The sequence below is a fragment of the Thioclava sp. F36-6 genome, assembly GCF_002020305.1.
GTDB lineage: Bacteria > Pseudomonadota > Alphaproteobacteria > Rhodobacterales > Rhodobacteraceae > Thioclava > Thioclava sediminum.
In genome coordinates this window covers 980606-996578 of the sequence record NZ_MPZX01000002.1, presented here as the reverse complement: position 1 = coordinate 996578, position 15973 = coordinate 980606, and the positions used below count along the sequence as shown (strand labels likewise).

Sequence of the window (15973 nt, the reverse complement as noted above, 5' to 3'; positions counted from 1 at the left end):
CAGCGGCGCGGTTTCCTCAGCTCGTCGAGTCGAGGAAACGCGCCACGTCCGCTTCGAACTCGCGGGGCTTCTCGGCATGCAGCCAGTGCCCGGCGTTGTCGATTTCCTCGAAACGCGCCTGCGGGAAGAAACCGCGGATACGGTCGTGCATTTCCGGCCGCACGTAATGCGAGTCTGCGCCCGACAGGAACAGCGTCGGGCCGTCGAACTGCTTGCCCTCCAGCGCCTCGGGCCAGCCGAGGATGTCGTCCATATTCGCCTTCAATGCGGTAAGGTTGAACTTCCAGCGGGGCGGGCCGTCGCGCAGCACGAGCGATTGCAGCAGGAAGGCGCGGGTGCCCGGATCGAAGACCTGCTCGCCCAGTCGCTCATCCGCGGCGGAGCGCGAGGTGAGGTCGCTGATATCCATCCCCTGCATCGCCTCGATCAGCGCGCTGTGGTTGTCGCCATGATCGTAGTTCTCAGGCGCGATATCCGCGACGATGAGATGCGCCACGAGTTGCGGCTGCGTCAGGGCGAGGGTCATCGCCGCCTTGCCGCCCATCGAATGGCCCAGCACATCCGCGACCCCGCCATTCGCCTCGATCACCTCGGCGATATCGCCTGCCATCGCCTGATAGCTGTGATCGTCGTCCCAGAGGCTGTCGCCGTGATTGCGCATATCGAGCGCGATGACGGGGCGGTCCGCGCTCAGCCGCTTGGCGATCGCGTTCCAGTTCCGGGCCGATCCGAAAAGACCGGGGGCGATGATCAGCGGTCGCGCGCCGGGATTGCTGTCGGAGGTGTAGGGGGTCGTATTCAACATGGCGCCTAAGCTAGATCGCCTCCCGGGGCGCTTCCAGAGCGGATGCGAAAAAATCTGCGTCCATGCGCGCAGTTGCGCTGATCTCGCGCGGCGGGTAGCGTCCGGTGCGGAATTGCTGAACGCTGCGTAAGGGAGAGGGCCGGATGGGGCCGGAGAAGATCAATCAGATGGTGGGGCAGGTCTCGCGGCTTCTGGCGCAGCGGCTGGGGGCGAAGGGGGCGACGCTCGAGGCGCGGGTCGCCTCGCGAGCCCGGGCGTTGCCGCGCAAGGTGCGCAAGGCGGCGCTGGTGCTGGTCGATGCCGAGCGCAAAGCGCACGCGCCCAAGATCGCCCGGCAGTTGGATGCCCGCCGGGTAGAGGGCGCTTTCGCGACCTGTCGCGACTATCTCGAGCCGCTGGGCGCGGCGGAGCGGCTGCGCGCTGCGGCGCTTGGCCTTGCCAGTTCGATCGCCGTGATCGTGGTGATCGTGGGCGGCACCTTGCTGGCCGCGATGGTCTGGACCGGAGCGATCTGATCGCTCCACACCCCCAGACATGAAAAGGCCCCCGGATCGCGGGGGCCTTCAATTCAATCTCGGAACCGGATCACAGTTCGGGGTAGATCGGGAAGCCGCTGAGCAGGGTCGCGACCTTGGCTTTCACGGCCTCTTCGACCTCGCCATTGCCCTCTTCGCCATTCGCGGCGAGCCCGTCGACCACTTCGACGATCAGGCGCGCGATCTCGCGGAACTCTTCCTCGCCGAAGCCACGGGTGGTGCCGGCGGGCGTGCCCAGACGGATGCCCGAGGTGACCATCGGCTTTTCCGGGTCGAACGGGATGCCGTTCTTGTTGCAGGTGATATGCGCGCGGCCCAGAGCCTTCTCGGTCGCGTTGCCCTTCACGCCTTTCGGGCGCAGGTCGACCAGCATCACGTGGGTGTCGGTGCCACCGGTGACGATGTCGAGGCCACCTTTCATCAGCTCGTCGGCCAGCGCCTGAGCATTCTTCACGACCTGCTTGGCATAGCCCTTGAACTCGGGGCGCAGTGCCTCGCCGAAGGCCACGGCCTTGCCGGCGATGACATGCATCAGCGGACCGCCCTGGATGCCCGGGAAGATCGCCGAGTTCACCTTCTTCGCAATCTCCTCGTTGTTGGTGAGGATCATGCCGCCACGCGGACCGCGCAGCGTCTTGTGCGTCGTGGTGGTCGCGACATCCGCATAGGGGAAGGGCGAGGGGTGCTGACCACCGGCCACGAGGCCGGCGAAGTGCGCCATGTCGACCATCAGCCAAGCGCCGACCTCATCCGCGATCTCGCGGAACTTGGCGAAATCGATCTGACGCGGAATGGCCGAGCCGCCCGCAATGATCAGCTTCGGCTTGTGCTCGAGCGCCAGTTCGCGGACCTGCTCGTAGTCCAGCAGGCTGTCTTGCTTGCGCACGCCGTATTGGATCGCGTTGAACCACTTGCCCGACTGGTTCGGCTTGGCGCCGTGGGTCAGGTGGCCGCCCGCATCGAGGCTCATGCCGAGGATCGTGTCGCCCGGCTTCAGCAGCGCGGTGAACACGCCCTGGTTCGCTTGGCTCCCCGAGTTCGGCTGCACGTTGGCGAATTCGCAGCCGAACAGCTCCTTGGCGCGGTCGATCGCGAGGTTCTCCGCGACGTCGACATATTGGCAGCCGCCATAGTAGCGCTTGCCCGGGTACCCTTCGGCGTATTTGTTCGTCATCACCGAACCCTGCGCCTCCATCACCGCCTTCGAGACGATGTTTTCCGAGGCGATCAGTTCGATCTCGTCGCGCTGGCGACCGAGTTCATCGGTGATCGACTTGAAGAGTTCGGGGTCACGGCTGGAGAGGCTTTCGGTGAAGAAGCCCGCATCGCGTTGGTCTTTCATGGCCATTCCTCGCAAAGATCCGGTCGCCGACCGTTTAGCGCAGATTTCACAGGGCTGAAAGCAGACAAACGACCAAATCGGTCATTTCCGCGCCGGATTGACGCTTGTCTTTCGTCCAAGCCCTTGCAACACCTTGGACAAGCAGGAGGACCGCGCGGTGGCGAACCAGTATACCCATATCCATTTCGCGGCCTCCCACGCCGAGACGGCGCAGGCGGCGCAGGCCGATCTGGTCGCGCGCTACGGGCAGGTGCCGCGCTATGCGGCCGATGTGATCGTGGCGCTTGGCGGGGACGGGTTCATGCTGCAATGCCTGCACGAGGGCACGGGGCTGCCGGTTTACGGGATGAACCGCGGCTCGGTCGGCTTCCTGATGAACGACTATGTCGCTGACGATTTGCCCGCGCGGCTCGAAGCGGCGGAGCAGGCGGTGATCAATCCGCTGTCGATGAAGGCCGAGACCCAGGACGGGATGCTGCATGAGGCGCTTGCCATCAACGAGGTCTCGCTGTTGCGCGCGGGCCCGCAGGCGGCGAAGCTGAAAATCTCGATCAACGACAAAGTGCGGATGGAGGAGCTGGTCTGCGACGGCGCGATCGTCTCGACGCCCGCCGGATCGACCGCCTATAACTTCTCCGCCCACGGGCCGATCCTGCCGATCGGCTCGGACGTGCTGGCGCTGACCGGGATCGCGAGCTTCCGGCCGCGGCGGTGGCAGGGCGCGATCCTGCCATCCTCCGCGCTGGTGCGCTTCGACATTCTCGAACCCGACAAGCGCCCGGTCATGGCCGATGCGGACAGCCGCTCGGTCAAGCCGGTCAAATGGGTCGAGGTGCGCTCCGAGCCGGAGATCGAGCACCGCATCCTCTTCGACCCCGGTCACGGGCTCGAAGAGCGGTTGATGCGCGAACAGTTCGCCTGAAGCTCAGCCCTTCGACAGCCACGCGTCGCGCTTGCGATAGATCGTAGAGGGCGCGACCCCCAGTTCCAGCGCCGCGCGCGGGATCGATCCGTCATGCCGGTTGATCGCGGCCTCTATCGCCGCACGTTCGATCTCGGCCAGGGTGCGGTCCGCGAAAGGATCGACCGCCGGGGCGGTGGTGGGCGCGGCACGGCTCGTCGTCGGATCGAATTCCGGCAGCATATGAGCGCGCAGCACCGGACCGTCATGCATCACAATCGCCGCGCGGATCACATTTATCAGCTGGCGGACATTGCCGGGCCACGGGCGGTCCTCCAGGCGGGTAATTGCTTCAGGTTCGATCTCGCTGAAGTCGCGCTGTTCCTCGGAGGCGAACCGCTCCAGCGCCATCCTTGCCAGAGGGCCGATATCTTCGCGGTGCATCCGCAGCGGCGGCATCTCGATCGTGAGCACCATCAGCCGGTAATAGAGATCCTCGCGGAGCACAGCGTTTTGCAGCATGACGCTAGGCGAGCTCTTGGCCGCGCAGACGATCCGCACATTGACGTCGACCGGTTGGCTGGCGCCGAGCGGTTTGACTTGGCCGCTCTGCAGGAACCGCAGCAGCTTGATCTGTGCGGTGGGGGCAAGTTCGCAGATATTGTCGAGCAGAAGCGTGCCGCCATCGGCGGCGAGGAGCGCACCGTCCTTGTCCTCCAAAGCGCCCGGGAAGGCCCCGCGGTTATGGCCGAAGAGTTCGCTGTCGACGCGTTCGGCGGCCAGGGCGCCGCAATCGAGCGCAATGAAGGGACCATCGGCGCGGGGGCTCGTGGCGTGAACCGCCTGGGCGCAAAGCTCCTTCCCGGTGCCGCTCTCGCCCCAGATGTAGACAGGCGCGGTCGAGCGGGCGGCAGCGCGGGTCCGGGCGTAAAGTGCCCGCATCTGCGGCGCGTTGCCGACGAAATCCCCGACCGTATCTTCGCTCGCGCTCGCGTCGTCGACATCCGAACGCAGCGACAGGCTGCGTGCGCTCTCAATGGCGCTTCTGAAGCGAGGTTCGTCGATCGGTTTGACGAGGAAGTCGATCGCGCCCTCCTGCATCGCCCGCACCGCGCGGTCGATCGAGCGGTCGGCAGTGACCGCGATGATCGCCGCGTAGGGGCGCAGGGCCAGCATTTCGGCGATCAGCGTGTCGCCGTCGCGATCGGGCAGCATCAGGTCCAACAGCACCATGCGGATCGGGTTGTCGCGGAAGATGCGCATCCCTTCCTCGGCGCTTGCCGCGAGATGGGTGATGAAGCCGGCGTTGCGCAGATAGGCGTCATAGATCGCCCGGAGCGATCCCACATCTTCGATCAATAGAAAATGTTCGGTCTCGGTGTCGACGCTGTTCCGCCCGTTTCGACTGAGGCCGTGTTGCGGACTATCCGTCTTGGAGCTGGTATCCCTGTCCGGGGTGGTCGTATCGGAGTCACTAGTTCTCATGCTGTAAATCAGTCTTCGTGTTCAAATTATTTCGGGTGGTGGCTATCAGCCGGTCGATGAAAATGAGGGCGACCCGGCCAAGATCTTGAATATCTTCATAAGTCCCATGTCGGGTTGCACTGTCAAGCGCGCGTGCATGCCGCGAGAGGGGGTGATCACCCGCCACTCCGGCCACCGCACTGAGCTTATGGCTCAGCAATTGCAGGGCGCAGAGGTCGAAAGGGGGCAGTGCGAGCGACAGCCCGTGACGTACCGTCTCGAGATCGGCGATCAGTTCCTGTCCGAGCCCCACTGGCAATGCCTTCTCGGCCAGACGCAGATGGGCGAGCAAACCGCGCGGCGGCGTAGTTACGCGTGGCACGGTCGTCATGCAACCAGCCTCTTCCAAGGCGCGCAGGATCGGCTGCAGGCCCAGCACCGGCTTGATCAGGCAGGCATCGGCCGCGCCTTTCTCCACGTCGCGATAGCCGCTGCACTGGATGATCGGCAGGTCCGCCCAAGGCAGACCGGAGCGGCGAATGCTGGCGATCACCTCTGGGCCGCGGCAGCCGGGCATCTCGACATCCAGCACCGCGAGATCGAAGCGTTCGGCCCGCAGTTGCGCGGCCGCACTGTCGCCACGACGCAGCCCGGTCACCTGCGCGCCCATCGCGCTCAGGAATTGTTCGAGCACGGCGCGGCTCATCTCGCTGTCATCGGCAACGAGCACGTTCCACCCGCTCAGATCGGGCAGGGGGGCATCGCGCATCGTGGAGCCGATATCGACGGGATGGGCCGGGAGCGAGACACGGATTTCGGCCCCGCCTTCGGGCGCGTTGGCGAGGTCTATCTTGCCGCCGGCCTCTGCCACCAGCGCGTGACAGATCGCGAGGCCCAGACCTTGCCCCTCGGGGTTGCGGAACGTGGCGGGCTCGCTGCGCTGCCCTGCGCAGGCTGGCGCGCGCAGACGTTCCTCTGGGAAGCCATCGCCCTCGTCGCGCACGGTCAGCAGCAGCCCCTCGGTCGGGTCGAAGTCGAGCGACAGGTGGATCGTGCCGCGCTGGGCATAGCACAGCGCGTTGCGCATCAGATTGGCGAAGATGCGGGTGAGCGGCACGCGATCGATCGCCAGAACGGGCGGCAGATCAGGGGCCATGTGGATCGCGAGCGACATGCCCCGAACATGGGCCGCGCTTGTCCAGCGGCGGCGTACCCGTTCAAGCGCATCGGCAATGACCAGATGCGGGGGAGCGGGGCTTGCCTCGGACGCGTCGGAAAGCTCGCTTGTCGCTTCATGGCTCGACGCGGCGGGCGCAGTTTTCTTCGCTCCGTCCAGATCGAGAAGCTGTGCCAGATCGCTCGCCGCTTCGCGCGCGCGCTCCAATTGTCCATGCGTGCTTTGACCGCCCGGATCGGCGAGCGCCGCATCCAGACCGCACATCACATCTGCAAGCGCGGCGCGCAGATCGTGCTGCCACAAAGGACCGAGATCGCATCGCAACGATGCGAATGGCTCCTGCGCAGCGGGATCGGGCAACTTTCGGTTCGTCAAAATAACCCCTCGATGGATGGTTCCGGGGTACGGTTCTCAAATTAACCTTCGATAACATAAACAATAGCATAAAGCCGCACCCATTGTGGATGCGGCTTCTTAACTCTCGCGTAAACTTTTGATGTGGTGCCTATCTGCGTCGCTCAAAATGAGTGCGCTTATGATAAGCTCGGCTTATTTCTTCGGATAGCCAAGCCCCTTAAGCGCCTCGGTGATTTCGTCGAGGATTGCGGGGTCGTCGATCGTCGCGGGCATTTTCCAGTCCTGCCCATCCGCGATCTTCACCATCGTGGCCCGCAAGATCTTGCCCGAGCGGGTCTTCGGCAGGCGGTCTACCACGGTGGCGAGTTTGAAGGCCGCGACCGGGCCGATCTGCTCGCGCACGCGGCTCACGCATTCCTTGACCACCTCGCCATGCGGACGGTTGCAGCCCGAATTGAGGCACAGGAAGCCCATCGGCGTCTGCCCCTTCAGGTCGTCGGCCACGCCGATCACGGCGCATTCGGCGACGTCGTTATGCCCGGCAAGGACCTCTTCCATCGCCCCGGTCGAGAGGCGGTGACCCGCGACGTTGATGACGTCATCGGTGCGCGCCATGATGTAGAGATAGCCGTCCTCGTCGACATAGCCCGCGTCGCCCGTCTCGTAATAGCCGGGGAATTGCTCGAGGTAGCTTTTCTTGAAGCGCGCTTCGGCGTTCCACAGCGTCGGCAGCGTGCCCGGAGGCAGCGGCAGCTTGATCGCGATGGCGCCAAGCTGGCCCGTCTCGACCGGGTGGCCGCCCTCGTCGAGCACCTGAATGTCGTAGCCCGGCATCGGCACCGAGGGGCTGCCTACCTTGGTCGGCAGCTCTTCGATCCCGATCGGGTTCGCGGCGATGGCCCAGCCGGTCTCGGTCTGCCACCAGTGGTCGACCACCGGAACGCCGAGATGTTTCTGCGCCCATTCGACGGTCGCGGGATCGGCCCGCTCGCCGGCGAGGAACAGCGCCTGCAGATCGTGCAGCGCGTAGCGTTTGATCCACTCGCCGTTCGGATCCTCACGCTTGATCGCGCGCAGCGCGGTGGGGGCGGTGAAGAAGCTCTTGATGCGGTTGTTCTGAATGATCCGCCAGAACACGCCCGGATGCGGGGTGCCGATCGGCTTGCCCTCGAACACCACCGTGGTCGCACCCGCGATCAGCGGGCCGTAGCAGATGTAGGAGTGGCCCACGACCCAGCCGACATCGGACGCCGCCCAGAAACGGTCGCCCGCCTCGATGTTGTAGATGTTCTTCATCGACCATTGCAGCGCGACGAGATGGCCGCCGGTATGGCGCACGACACCCTTGGGCTGGCCGGTCGTGCCGGAGGTGTAGAGGATGTAGACCGGGTGGTTGCCCTCGACCGGCACGCAGTCCGCGGGTTTCACGCCATATTGGAAGCCGTGCCACGAGAAGTCGCGCCCCTCGATCAGCTTCGCCACTTCCTGTTCGCGCTGGAAGATGACGCAGAACTCCGGCTTGTGCTCGGCCTGTTCGATCGCTTCGTCCAGAAGCGGTTTGTAATGCACGGTGCGCCCGGGCTCGAGGCCGCAGCTTGCCGCGATGATCGCCTTGGGGGTGCAGTCGTCGATCCGCACCGCGAGCTCGTGCGCCGCGAAGCCGCCGAACACGACCGAATGGACCGCGCCGATCCGGGCGCAGGCGAGCATCGCTTCCAGCGCCTCGGGGATCATCGGCATGTAGATGATGACGCGGTCGCCCTTTTCGACGCCGCGCATCTTCAGCGCACCGGCGAGCGAGGCCACACGGGTCTGCAATTCCTTGTAGGTGATGCCCTTGGTCGAGTGGGTGATCGGGCTTTCATGCATGATCGCGATCTGATCGCCACGCCCTTGCTCGACATGGCGGTCGACCGCGTTCCAGCAGGTGTTGACCATTCCGTCCGAGAACCACTCGTAGAGCGGCGCGTCTCCGTCAAACAGGGCCTTCGAGGGCTTCTCGTCCCAGTCGATCTTCTCGGCGGCGTCCATCCAGAATTTTTCGGGATCGGCCTGCCAGGCGGAATAGACCTCTTTGTAGCCCATGCGAACATCTCCTCCTCAGGAATTTGGAGATGTGTTACGAAGCGCAACGCGTTGGCGCAAGAATGTTACCGCGCACAATCGGGTGCGACGCCAAAAAATTTGCAGAAAGCGCGATAAATCGCCCGCAAACTTTTGCAAACTGCGGGCGAGTATTCAGCTTCTTTGCAGCCCGGGAGGGGTTTGCAAATTTCGCAGGTGCACGCGACTCAGCTGTAGTGAGCGACCGGCGTGCCCGCGATGGCCGACATGTTCAGCAACCCGCGCGAGGTAATCGAGGGCGTCACGATATGCGCCTTGTTGCCCATCCCCATCAGGATCGGTCCGACTTCGAGGCCGCCTGCTTTCATCTTGAGGATGTTGCGCACGCCCGAGGCCGCGTCGGTGTTGGCGAAGACCAGCACGTTCGCCGCCCCCTCGAAGCGCGAATTCGGCATCAATCGGGCGCGGGTCTCGGGATCGAGGGCCGCGTCGACATGCATCTCGCCCTCAAAGTCGAAATTGACCTCGCGCCGGATCAGCAGGTTCATCGCGGCGCGCATACGCTCGCCGGAGTCGCTGTCGAGATTGCCGAACTGGCTATGCGAACACAGCGCGATCTTCGGCTTCAGGCCGAAGCGCGAGACGTGGCGTGCGGCGCCGCAGACCGTTTCCATGATCTGCTCGGGCGTGGGCGCGTGATGGACATGGGTATCGGCCACGAAAAGCGGGCCGTCCTCGAGGATCATCAGGCTCAGTGCGCCTTGGGCATGCAGCCCGTCGCGAGCGAGGATTTCGCGCACATATTTCAGGTGCCAGAGATACTGCCCGAACGTGCCGCAGATCATCGAATCCGCTTCCTCGCGATGGACCATGACCCCGGCAATGGCGGTGGAGTTGGTGCGCATGATCGCGCGCGCCAGATCGGGTGTGACGCCGCGCCGGGCCATCAGCTCGTGATAGGTGCCCCAATAGTCGCGGTAGCGCGGGTCGTTTTCCGGGTTCACGATCTCGACCGCGCCCAGATCGAGCGGCAGGCCCGCCCGTTCGCAGCGCATCTCGATCACGTCGGGACGACCGATCAGGATCGGCGTGTCTGTGGTTTCCTCGATCATCGCATTGGCGGCGCGCAGCACGCGCTCATCCTCGCCCTCGGCGAAGACGATACGACGTCTTGCGGTCGCGGCGGCATCGAAGACCGGGCGCATCAGCAGCGCGGATTTGAACACCGAGCCGTCGAGCTGAACCTTGTAGGCATCCAGATTTTCCAGCGGGCGGGTCGCCACGCCAGTCTCCATCGCGGCCTTCGCCACGGCAGAGGCGACGATGCCGATCAGGCGTGGATCGAAGGGTTTCGGGATCAGGTAATCCGCGCCGAAAGTCAGCTTCTCGCCGCGATAGGCGGCAGCGGCCTCGGCGGAGGTCGTTTGCCGCGCGAGCTTCGCGATCCCCTCGACGCAGGCGATCTGCATTTCGTCGTTGATCGTCGTCGCGCCCACGTCCAGTGCGCCCCGGAAGATGAAGGGGAAGCACAGTACGTTGTTGACCTGGTTCGGGAAATCGCTGCGCCCGGTCGCGATGATCGCATCGGGAGCGACCTCGCGGGCCACGTCGGGCAGGATTTCCGGGTTCGGGTTCGCCAGCGCGAAGATGATCGGCTGCTTGGCCATCTTCTGCACCATCTCGGGCTTCAGCACGCCGGGGCCGGAGAGGCCGAGGAACATATCCGCGCCCTCGATCACCTCGTCGAGCGTGCGAAGATCGCTGTCCTGCGCATAGTCCGCCTTTTGCGGCGTCATGTCAGCTTCGCGGCCCTTGTAGACCAGCCCTTCGATGTCGCAGAGCCAGACATTCTCGCGCTTCACGCCCAGCTTCAGCAGCATGTTGAGGCAGGCGATGCCCGCCGCGCCGCCGCCGGTCGAGACGATCTTGATGTCCTCGAAGTTCTTCTTCGCGATGCGCAGCGCGTTGGTCGCAGCCGCGCCCACCACGATCGCAGTGCCGTGCTGGTCGTCGTGGAAGACCGGGATGTTCATCTTTTCGCGGCAGATCTTCTCCACGATGAAGCAATCGGGGGCCTTGATGTCTTCGAGGTTGATCGCGCCGAAGGAGGGCTCGAGCGCGCAGACGATCTCAGCGAGCTTCTCGGGGTCGTTCTCGGCGACTTCGATATCGAAACAGTCGATATCGGCGAATTTCTTGAACAGAACCGCCTTGCCTTCCATCACCGGCTTCGCGGCGAGCGGGCCGATATTGCCCAGGCCCAGCACGGCCGAGCCGTTGGTGACGACGGCGACCAGATTGCCCCGCGCGGTGTAGTCGCGTGCGGTGTCGGGATCTTCCTTGATCGCAAGGCTGGCCTCCGCCACGCCGGGGGAATAGGCGCGGGCCAGATCGCGCCCGTTGGCGAGCGGCTTCGTTGCGCGAATTTCCAGTTTTCCGGGTTTCGGCTTGGCGTGATAGTCCAGTGCCGACTGACGCAGGTTGTCCTGACGCAGCTCTTCCATGAGATCCTCCCGAAACTGGTTTAGCGCTAAACTAATTTTTCGCGCGCGACTCTCCCGTCGTTCTAGATAGCACGAAGGGGGTGATTGCAACCCCATGAAATTACGTTGCGGCATGAACTCCGCGCGAGGCGGCGGGGTGGCGCGAGGTGAGCGCTTGCATCCGACGCAGGCGCGGCGCAGGATCGGGAGAACTCAACCGGCTGGACAAATTTTACGCTCCGGCCATGGCCCGGAGACCGCCGATGTCGTTGCTCGATTCTGCCCGTCAGGTGCGTGAAAACGCCTATGCGCCCTATTCGAAATTCAAGGTCGGTGCGGCGGTGCGCGGGGCGTCCGGCACCATCTATAGCGGCGTGAATGTCGAGAACGTGGCCTATCCCGAAGGCACCTGTGCCGAGGCTGGCGCGATCGCCGCGATGGTGGCGGCAGGCGAGACCGAGATCACCGAGGTCGCCGTGATCGCCGACAGCCCGACACCCGTGCCGCCCTGTGGCGGCTGCCGTCAGAAGCTGGCGGAATTCGCGCGCCACGACACGCCGGTGACACTGGCCACGACCGAAGGCGAGCGGCTCGACACGACGGTGGGCGATCTGCTGCCCGGTCGCTTCGACATGAGCCATATGGAAAACACCTGATGGACGCCCGCAGCATTATCCAATCGGTGCGCGACGGCAAAAGCCTGAGCGCAGATCAAGCCCAATGGTTCGCGCGCGGTCTGGCCGATGGCTCGGTCTCGGATGCGCAGGCGGGGGCCTTCGCGATGGCCGTTCTGCTGAAAGGCATCGGCACCGAGGGGCGCGTCGCGCTGACGCAAGCGATGCGCGATTCCGGCGAGGTTCTGCGCTGGGACATGCCCGGCCCGGTGATCGACAAGCATTCGACTGGTGGGGTGGGGGATTCCGTCTCGCTGCTGCTCGCGCCGGCGCTGGCGGCCTGTGGCTGCTACGTTCCGATGATCTCGGGGCGCGGTCTGGGCCATACCGGCGGCACGCTCGACAAGATGGAAGCGATCCCCGGCTATGACGCGACGCCCGGCATCGGCGCTTTGCGCAAGGTCGTGGGCGAGGTCGGTTGCGCCATCGTCGGCGCCACGGGCGAAATCGCCCCCGCCGACAAGCGGCTCTACGGAATCCGCGACATCTCCGGCACGGTCGAGAGCATCGACCTGATCACCGCGTCGATCCTGTCGAAGAAGCTGGCCGCCGGGCTGGAAGGGCTGATCCTCGACGTGAAGGTCGGCTCGGGCGCGTTCATGGCGCGGCCCGAGGATGCGAAGGCGCTGGCGCAAAGCCTTGTCTCCACGGCGAACGGCGCAGGCTGCAAGACTACGGCGCTGATCACCGACATGGACCAGCCGCTGGGCCATTCGGCGGGTAATGCGCTGGAGGTGATCGAGGTGATGGAGACGCTGACCGGAACCGGCGTGAACGAGGCGCTGTGGGACGTGACGGCGGCGCTGGGCGGCGAGGCGCTGGTGCTCGCGGGGCTGGCCAAGGACGCGGTCGAGGGCACGGCACGGATCGACGAGGTGCTCAGCAACGGGCGCGCGGTCGAGGTGTTCGGCAAGATGATCGCAGCTTTGGGCGGCCCGAGCGATTTCGTCGAACGCTTCCCCGACCGTCTGCCGTCGGCCCCGGTGATCCGGGCGGTGGAGGCCCCGCGTGCGGGCTTCGTCAGCCGCATCGACACCCGCGCGGTGGGCGAGGCGGTGGTGCATCTGGGCGGCGGCCGTCTGGTCGGCACCGACAAGATCAACCCCTCGGTCGGTCTGTGGGAGATCGTGGCTCTGGGCGAGGACATGGCCGCGGGCGAGCCGCTGGTGACGATCCATGCCGCGAATGACCGCGACGCCGATGCCGCCGAAGCCGCCCTTCTGGCCGCGATCGAGCTAAGCGACGAGGCCCCCGAAGAGCCGCCCCTGATCCACGAACGGATCGGCCCGGAGGATGTGCAATGAGCCGTGCCTTTCTGATCGTGATGGACAGCGTCGGGATCGGCGGCGCGCCCGATGCGGATCGTTTCTTCAACGACGGCGCGCCGGATACGGGCGCGAATACCGTGGGTCATATCGCGCAGGCCTGTGCGGATGGGCGCGCTGAGGAAGGCCGTTCCGGTCCGCTGAATATGCCGACGCTGGCCGGTCTGGGTCTGGGCGCGGGCGTGAAGCTCGCCTCGGGCGAGGAGGCGCCGGGGCTGATGGTCGAACCTGTCGGGCTCTGGGGCGCGGCCACCGAGATCTCTCCCGGCAAGGACACGCCCTCGGGGCACTGGGAGCTGGCGGGCGTGCCGGTGCCGTGGGAATGGCATTATTTCCCGGATCAGACCAACAGCTTCCCGGCGGATATCGTCGCGAAAGCCTGCGAGATCGCGGGGACCGAGGGCATTCTGGGCAATTGCCACGCCTCGGGCACCAATATCATCGAAGACTTGGGTGACGAGCATATCCGCACCGGCTGGCCGATCTGCTACACCTCCGCCGATAGCGTGTTCCAGATCGCAGCCCATGAGGAGCATTTCGGCCTCGACCGCCTTCTGAAGCTCTGCGAGGGGCTCGCGCCGACGCTCCATGCGATGAAGGTGGGGCGTGTGATCGCGCGACCGTTCATCGGCGAGAACGGGCAGTTCACCCGCACGCCGAACCGCCGCGACTATGCAATCCCGGCGCCGTCGCCGACGCTGCTGGACTGGGCCTATGATGCGGGCCGCGTGACCCATGCGATCGGCAAGATCGGGGATATCTTCTCGCATCGCGGCATCACCCATCTGCACAAGGGCAAGGGCGATGCCGATCTGGCAGATCACCTGATCCGGCTAGCGGATGAGGCCGAGGAGGGCTCGCTCACCTTCGCCAATTTCGTGGAATTCGACAGCCTCTACGGCCATCGCCGCGACATCTCGGGCTATGCCCGCGCGCTGGAATGGTTCGACACGATGGCGGCCAAATTCCTCGACCGCCTGCAACCGGGCGATCTGGCGATCTTCACCGCCGATCACGGCAACGATCCAAGCTGGCGCGGCACCGATCACACCCGCGAACGCGTGCCGGTTCTGGGCGCGGGCCCCGGTATCGGGTCGCGCAGCGTGGGCAATGTGGGCTATGTGGATCTCGCGGCCTCGCTCGCCACGCATCTGAACATTCCGGCGCAAGGGCCGGGCAAAAGCTTTCTGTGAGGGACAACACAATGAGTGACCATCTGACCGTCGTCAAACATCCGCTGGTGCAGCACAAACTGACCCTGATGCGCGAGAAGGACACGTCGACCGCGTCCTTCCGGCGTCTGCTGCGCGAGATCAGCCTGCTGCTGGCCTATGAGATCACGTCGGAGCTTGAACTGACCTCGAAGAATATCGAGACGCCGCTTCAGGAGATGGACGCGCCGATCCTCGCAGGCAAGAAACTCGCGCTGGTTTCGATCCTGCGGGCGGGCAACGGTCTGCTGGATGGCGTGCTGGAGCTGATCCCGGCGGCGCGCGTGGGCTTTGTCGGCCTCTACCGCGACCCCGAGACGCTGAAGCCGGTCGAATACTATTGCAAGCTGCCGAGCGAGCTCGAAGATCGTCTGACCATCGTGGTTGATCCGATGCTGGCCACCGGCAACTCCTCGGTCGCGGCGATCGACCTGATCAAGGAAAAGGGCGCGAAGAACATTCGCTTCATGTGCCTGCTGGCGGCCCCCGAGGGTGTCGCGCGCATGAAAGAGGCGCATCCGGACGTGCCGATCGTGACCGCAGCGCTTGATGAGAGGCTCGACGATCACGCCTATATCGTGCCGGGTCTGGGCGATGCGGGCGACCGGATGTTCGGCACGAAGTAAGGCCAACACCCTTTACTCAAAGGCAAACCCGTCTATCCTCCCCTTGGAAACATCAGGGGGTGGATATGCGACTGAAAGCAGGAGCGGCGGCTGGTCTGGGCGCAATTCTCACGCTGGGGCTGGGAGGCTTCGCATCGGAGTCGCGGGCGCAGCAATATGCGCCCGCCGAAATGCCCCCGGCGAGCTATACCGATCCGCAATATGTCGACAGTCAGGGCTGCGTGTTCGTGCGCGCGGATTATGGCGGGGCCGTGCGCTGGGTGCCGCAGATGAATAGCGACCGCGGCATCGTCTGCGGCCATACGCCCAGCGTGGCGCCCACCGTGCCGGTTGCGTCGGTAACCGTGGCTCCGAGCCCTGCGGCCCGCGCCACTGCCGCGATGCGCGCGCCCTATTCGCCGACCCCGACCTCTCCGCCTGTGCCGCGCGATCCGTCGCGCGTGTCTCACAGCGTGAGCGTCGGTGGGCTCGCCCCGGTGATGACCCACGCGCCCAAGCCGCAGAATGGCTGGACGAATGCCTTCGACGACGGGCGGCTGAACCCCTATCGCGGCCCGCGCACCGTCCACGGCAACACACAGATGCGCGCGCGCTGGACCGAAGAGACGCCGATGCAGCTTCGCCCCACGGCGACGCCGGATCAGGTCTATGCCGAGGGCTCCTATCCGCCGGTGCCGAAGCCCCGGGTCGTGGTGGTGCCGACCGTCACCATGTCGAGCAAATCGGTCGCGCCGGTCGGTTCGAACGGCAAGCAATATGTGCAGGTCGGCAGCTTCGCCAATGTCGCGAATGTCGCGACCGCGACGAAGCGTCTGCAGGCGCTGGGACTGCCGGTCGCGACCTCCAAGACGCAGGAGCTGACGGTGGTCTATGCCGGGCCGTTCTATGACAGTGCGAAGCTGAATTCGGCGTTGGCCTCGGCGCGTCGGTCGGGCTTTCCGGATGCGCTGGTGCGCTGAAGAGGCGTGAAGGCGCAAGGCGGATCAAACGGCCCTTCGGGGCCGTTTT

Annotated in this window: 13 protein-coding genes; 7 read left to right on the top strand and 6 right to left on the bottom strand. The window is 65.1% G+C overall.

Translation table 11 applies throughout. From position 1 onward, the window contains the following. Positions 1-16: 16 nt before the first annotated feature. A complete protein-coding gene (locus tag BMI88_RS11905; RefSeq protein ID WP_078549028.1) occupies positions 17-805 on the bottom strand; it encodes an alpha/beta fold hydrolase in 789 nt (262 codons plus the stop codon). Between the two features lie 143 nt (positions 806-948). Between BMI88_RS11905 and BMI88_RS11900 the strand changes: the two genes are divergently transcribed. Then, the gene (locus BMI88_RS11900; RefSeq protein WP_078549026.1) at positions 949-1320 is read left to right on the top strand and encodes a hypothetical protein; all 372 of its coding nucleotides are present in this window, start codon (positions 949-951) and stop codon (positions 1318-1320) included. A gap of 70 nt (positions 1321-1390) precedes the next feature. Here BMI88_RS11900 and glyA read toward each other — a convergent pair whose 3' ends face one another. Continuing rightward, complete coding sequence (glyA, locus tag BMI88_RS11895) at positions 1391-2683, bottom strand: serine hydroxymethyltransferase (protein WP_078549024.1); 1293 nt, start codon at positions 2681-2683, stop codon at positions 1391-1393. A 157-nt stretch (positions 2684-2840) separates the two neighbouring features. Between glyA and BMI88_RS11890 the strand changes: the two genes are divergently transcribed. After that, a complete protein-coding gene (locus tag BMI88_RS11890; protein WP_246831876.1) occupies positions 2841-3605 on the top strand; it encodes an NAD kinase in 765 nt (254 codons plus the stop codon). A 3-nt stretch (positions 3606-3608) separates the two neighbouring features. Here BMI88_RS11890 and BMI88_RS11885 read toward each other — a convergent pair whose 3' ends face one another. From BMI88_RS11885 to BMI88_RS11870, 4 genes are all read right to left on the bottom strand, one after another. Continuing rightward, the gene (locus tag BMI88_RS11885) at positions 3609-4943 is read right to left on the bottom strand and encodes a sigma-54 dependent transcriptional regulator (RefSeq protein ID WP_246831875.1); all 1335 of its coding nucleotides are present in this window, start codon (positions 4941-4943) and stop codon (positions 3609-3611) included. Positions 4944-5058: 115 nt separating this feature from the next. Beyond that, entirely contained in the window at positions 5059-6600 is a 1542-nt protein-coding gene (locus BMI88_RS11880; protein WP_146673557.1) for an ATP-binding protein, read from the bottom strand. 174 nt (positions 6601-6774) lie between these two features. Continuing rightward, positions 6775-8667: a propionyl-CoA synthetase gene (locus BMI88_RS11875; protein WP_078549015.1), complete on the bottom strand. Its 1893-nt coding sequence runs from the start codon at positions 8665-8667 to the stop codon at positions 6775-6777. A 206-nt stretch (positions 8668-8873) separates the two neighbouring features. Further along, positions 8874-11150, bottom strand: a complete 2277-nt coding sequence (locus BMI88_RS11870; RefSeq protein WP_078549013.1) for an NADP-dependent malic enzyme — start codon at positions 11148-11150, stop codon at positions 8874-8876. Positions 11151-11392: 242 nt separating this feature from the next. Between BMI88_RS11870 and BMI88_RS11865 the strand changes: the two genes are divergently transcribed. The 5 genes from BMI88_RS11865 (at position 11393) to BMI88_RS11845 (ending at position 15924) form a co-directional block, all read left to right on the top strand. Beyond that, entirely contained in the window at positions 11393-11785 is a 393-nt protein-coding gene (locus tag BMI88_RS11865; RefSeq protein WP_075773944.1) for a cytidine deaminase, read from the top strand. Continuing rightward, positions 11785-13107, top strand: coding sequence for a thymidine phosphorylase (locus BMI88_RS11860; RefSeq protein ID WP_078549011.1), 1323 nt, complete (start codon positions 11785-11787; stop codon positions 13105-13107). Before BMI88_RS11865 ends, BMI88_RS11860 begins: the two co-directional genes overlap by 1 nt. Next, positions 13104-14321 (top strand): phosphopentomutase, encoded by a 1218-nt coding sequence (locus BMI88_RS11855; RefSeq protein ID WP_078549008.1) that lies wholly within the window; start codon positions 13104-13106, stop codon positions 14319-14321. The genes BMI88_RS11860 and BMI88_RS11855 overlap by 4 nt, the downstream gene beginning before the upstream one ends. A gap of 11 nt (positions 14322-14332) precedes the next feature. Continuing rightward, positions 14333-14965 (top strand): uracil phosphoribosyltransferase, encoded by a 633-nt coding sequence (gene upp / locus BMI88_RS11850; RefSeq protein WP_078522510.1) that lies wholly within the window; start codon positions 14333-14335, stop codon positions 14963-14965. Between the two features lie 65 nt (positions 14966-15030). Continuing rightward, positions 15031-15924, top strand: coding sequence for an SPOR domain-containing protein (locus BMI88_RS11845; RefSeq protein ID WP_078549005.1), 894 nt, complete (start codon positions 15031-15033; stop codon positions 15922-15924). The last annotated feature ends 49 nt before the right edge of the window (positions 15925-15973 follow it).

Excerpts from the sequence above, each read along its gene's own strand:
- BMI88_RS11855 (WP_078549008.1), top strand. The coding sequence starts at position 13,104 with ATGAGCCGTGCCTTTCTGATCGTGATGGACAGCGTCGGGATCGGCGGC.
- BMI88_RS11870 (WP_078549013.1), bottom strand. The coding sequence starts at position 11,150 with ATGGAAGAGCTGCGTCAGGACAACCTGCGTCAGTCGGCACTGGACTAT.
- glyA (WP_078549024.1), bottom strand. The coding sequence starts at position 2,683 with ATGAAAGACCAACGCGATGCGGGCTTCTTCACCGAAAGCCTCTCCAGC.
- BMI88_RS11875 (WP_078549015.1), bottom strand. The coding sequence starts at position 8,667 with ATGGGCTACAAAGAGGTCTATTCCGCCTGGCAGGCCGATCCCGAAAAA.
- upp (WP_078522510.1), top strand. The coding sequence starts at position 14,333 with ATGAGTGACCATCTGACCGTCGTCAAACATCCGCTGGTGCAGCACAAA.
- BMI88_RS11900 (WP_078549026.1), top strand. The coding sequence starts at position 949 with ATGGGGCCGGAGAAGATCAATCAGATGGTGGGGCAGGTCTCGCGGCTT.
- BMI88_RS11860 (WP_078549011.1), top strand. The coding sequence starts at position 11,785 with ATGGACGCCCGCAGCATTATCCAATCGGTGCGCGACGGCAAAAGCCTG.
- BMI88_RS11865 (WP_075773944.1), top strand. The coding sequence starts at position 11,393 with ATGTCGTTGCTCGATTCTGCCCGTCAGGTGCGTGAAAACGCCTATGCG.
- BMI88_RS11845 (WP_078549005.1), top strand. The coding sequence starts at position 15,031 with ATGCGACTGAAAGCAGGAGCGGCGGCTGGTCTGGGCGCAATTCTCACG.
- BMI88_RS11905 (WP_078549028.1), bottom strand. The coding sequence starts at position 805 with ATGTTGAATACGACCCCCTACACCTCCGACAGCAATCCCGGCGCGCGA.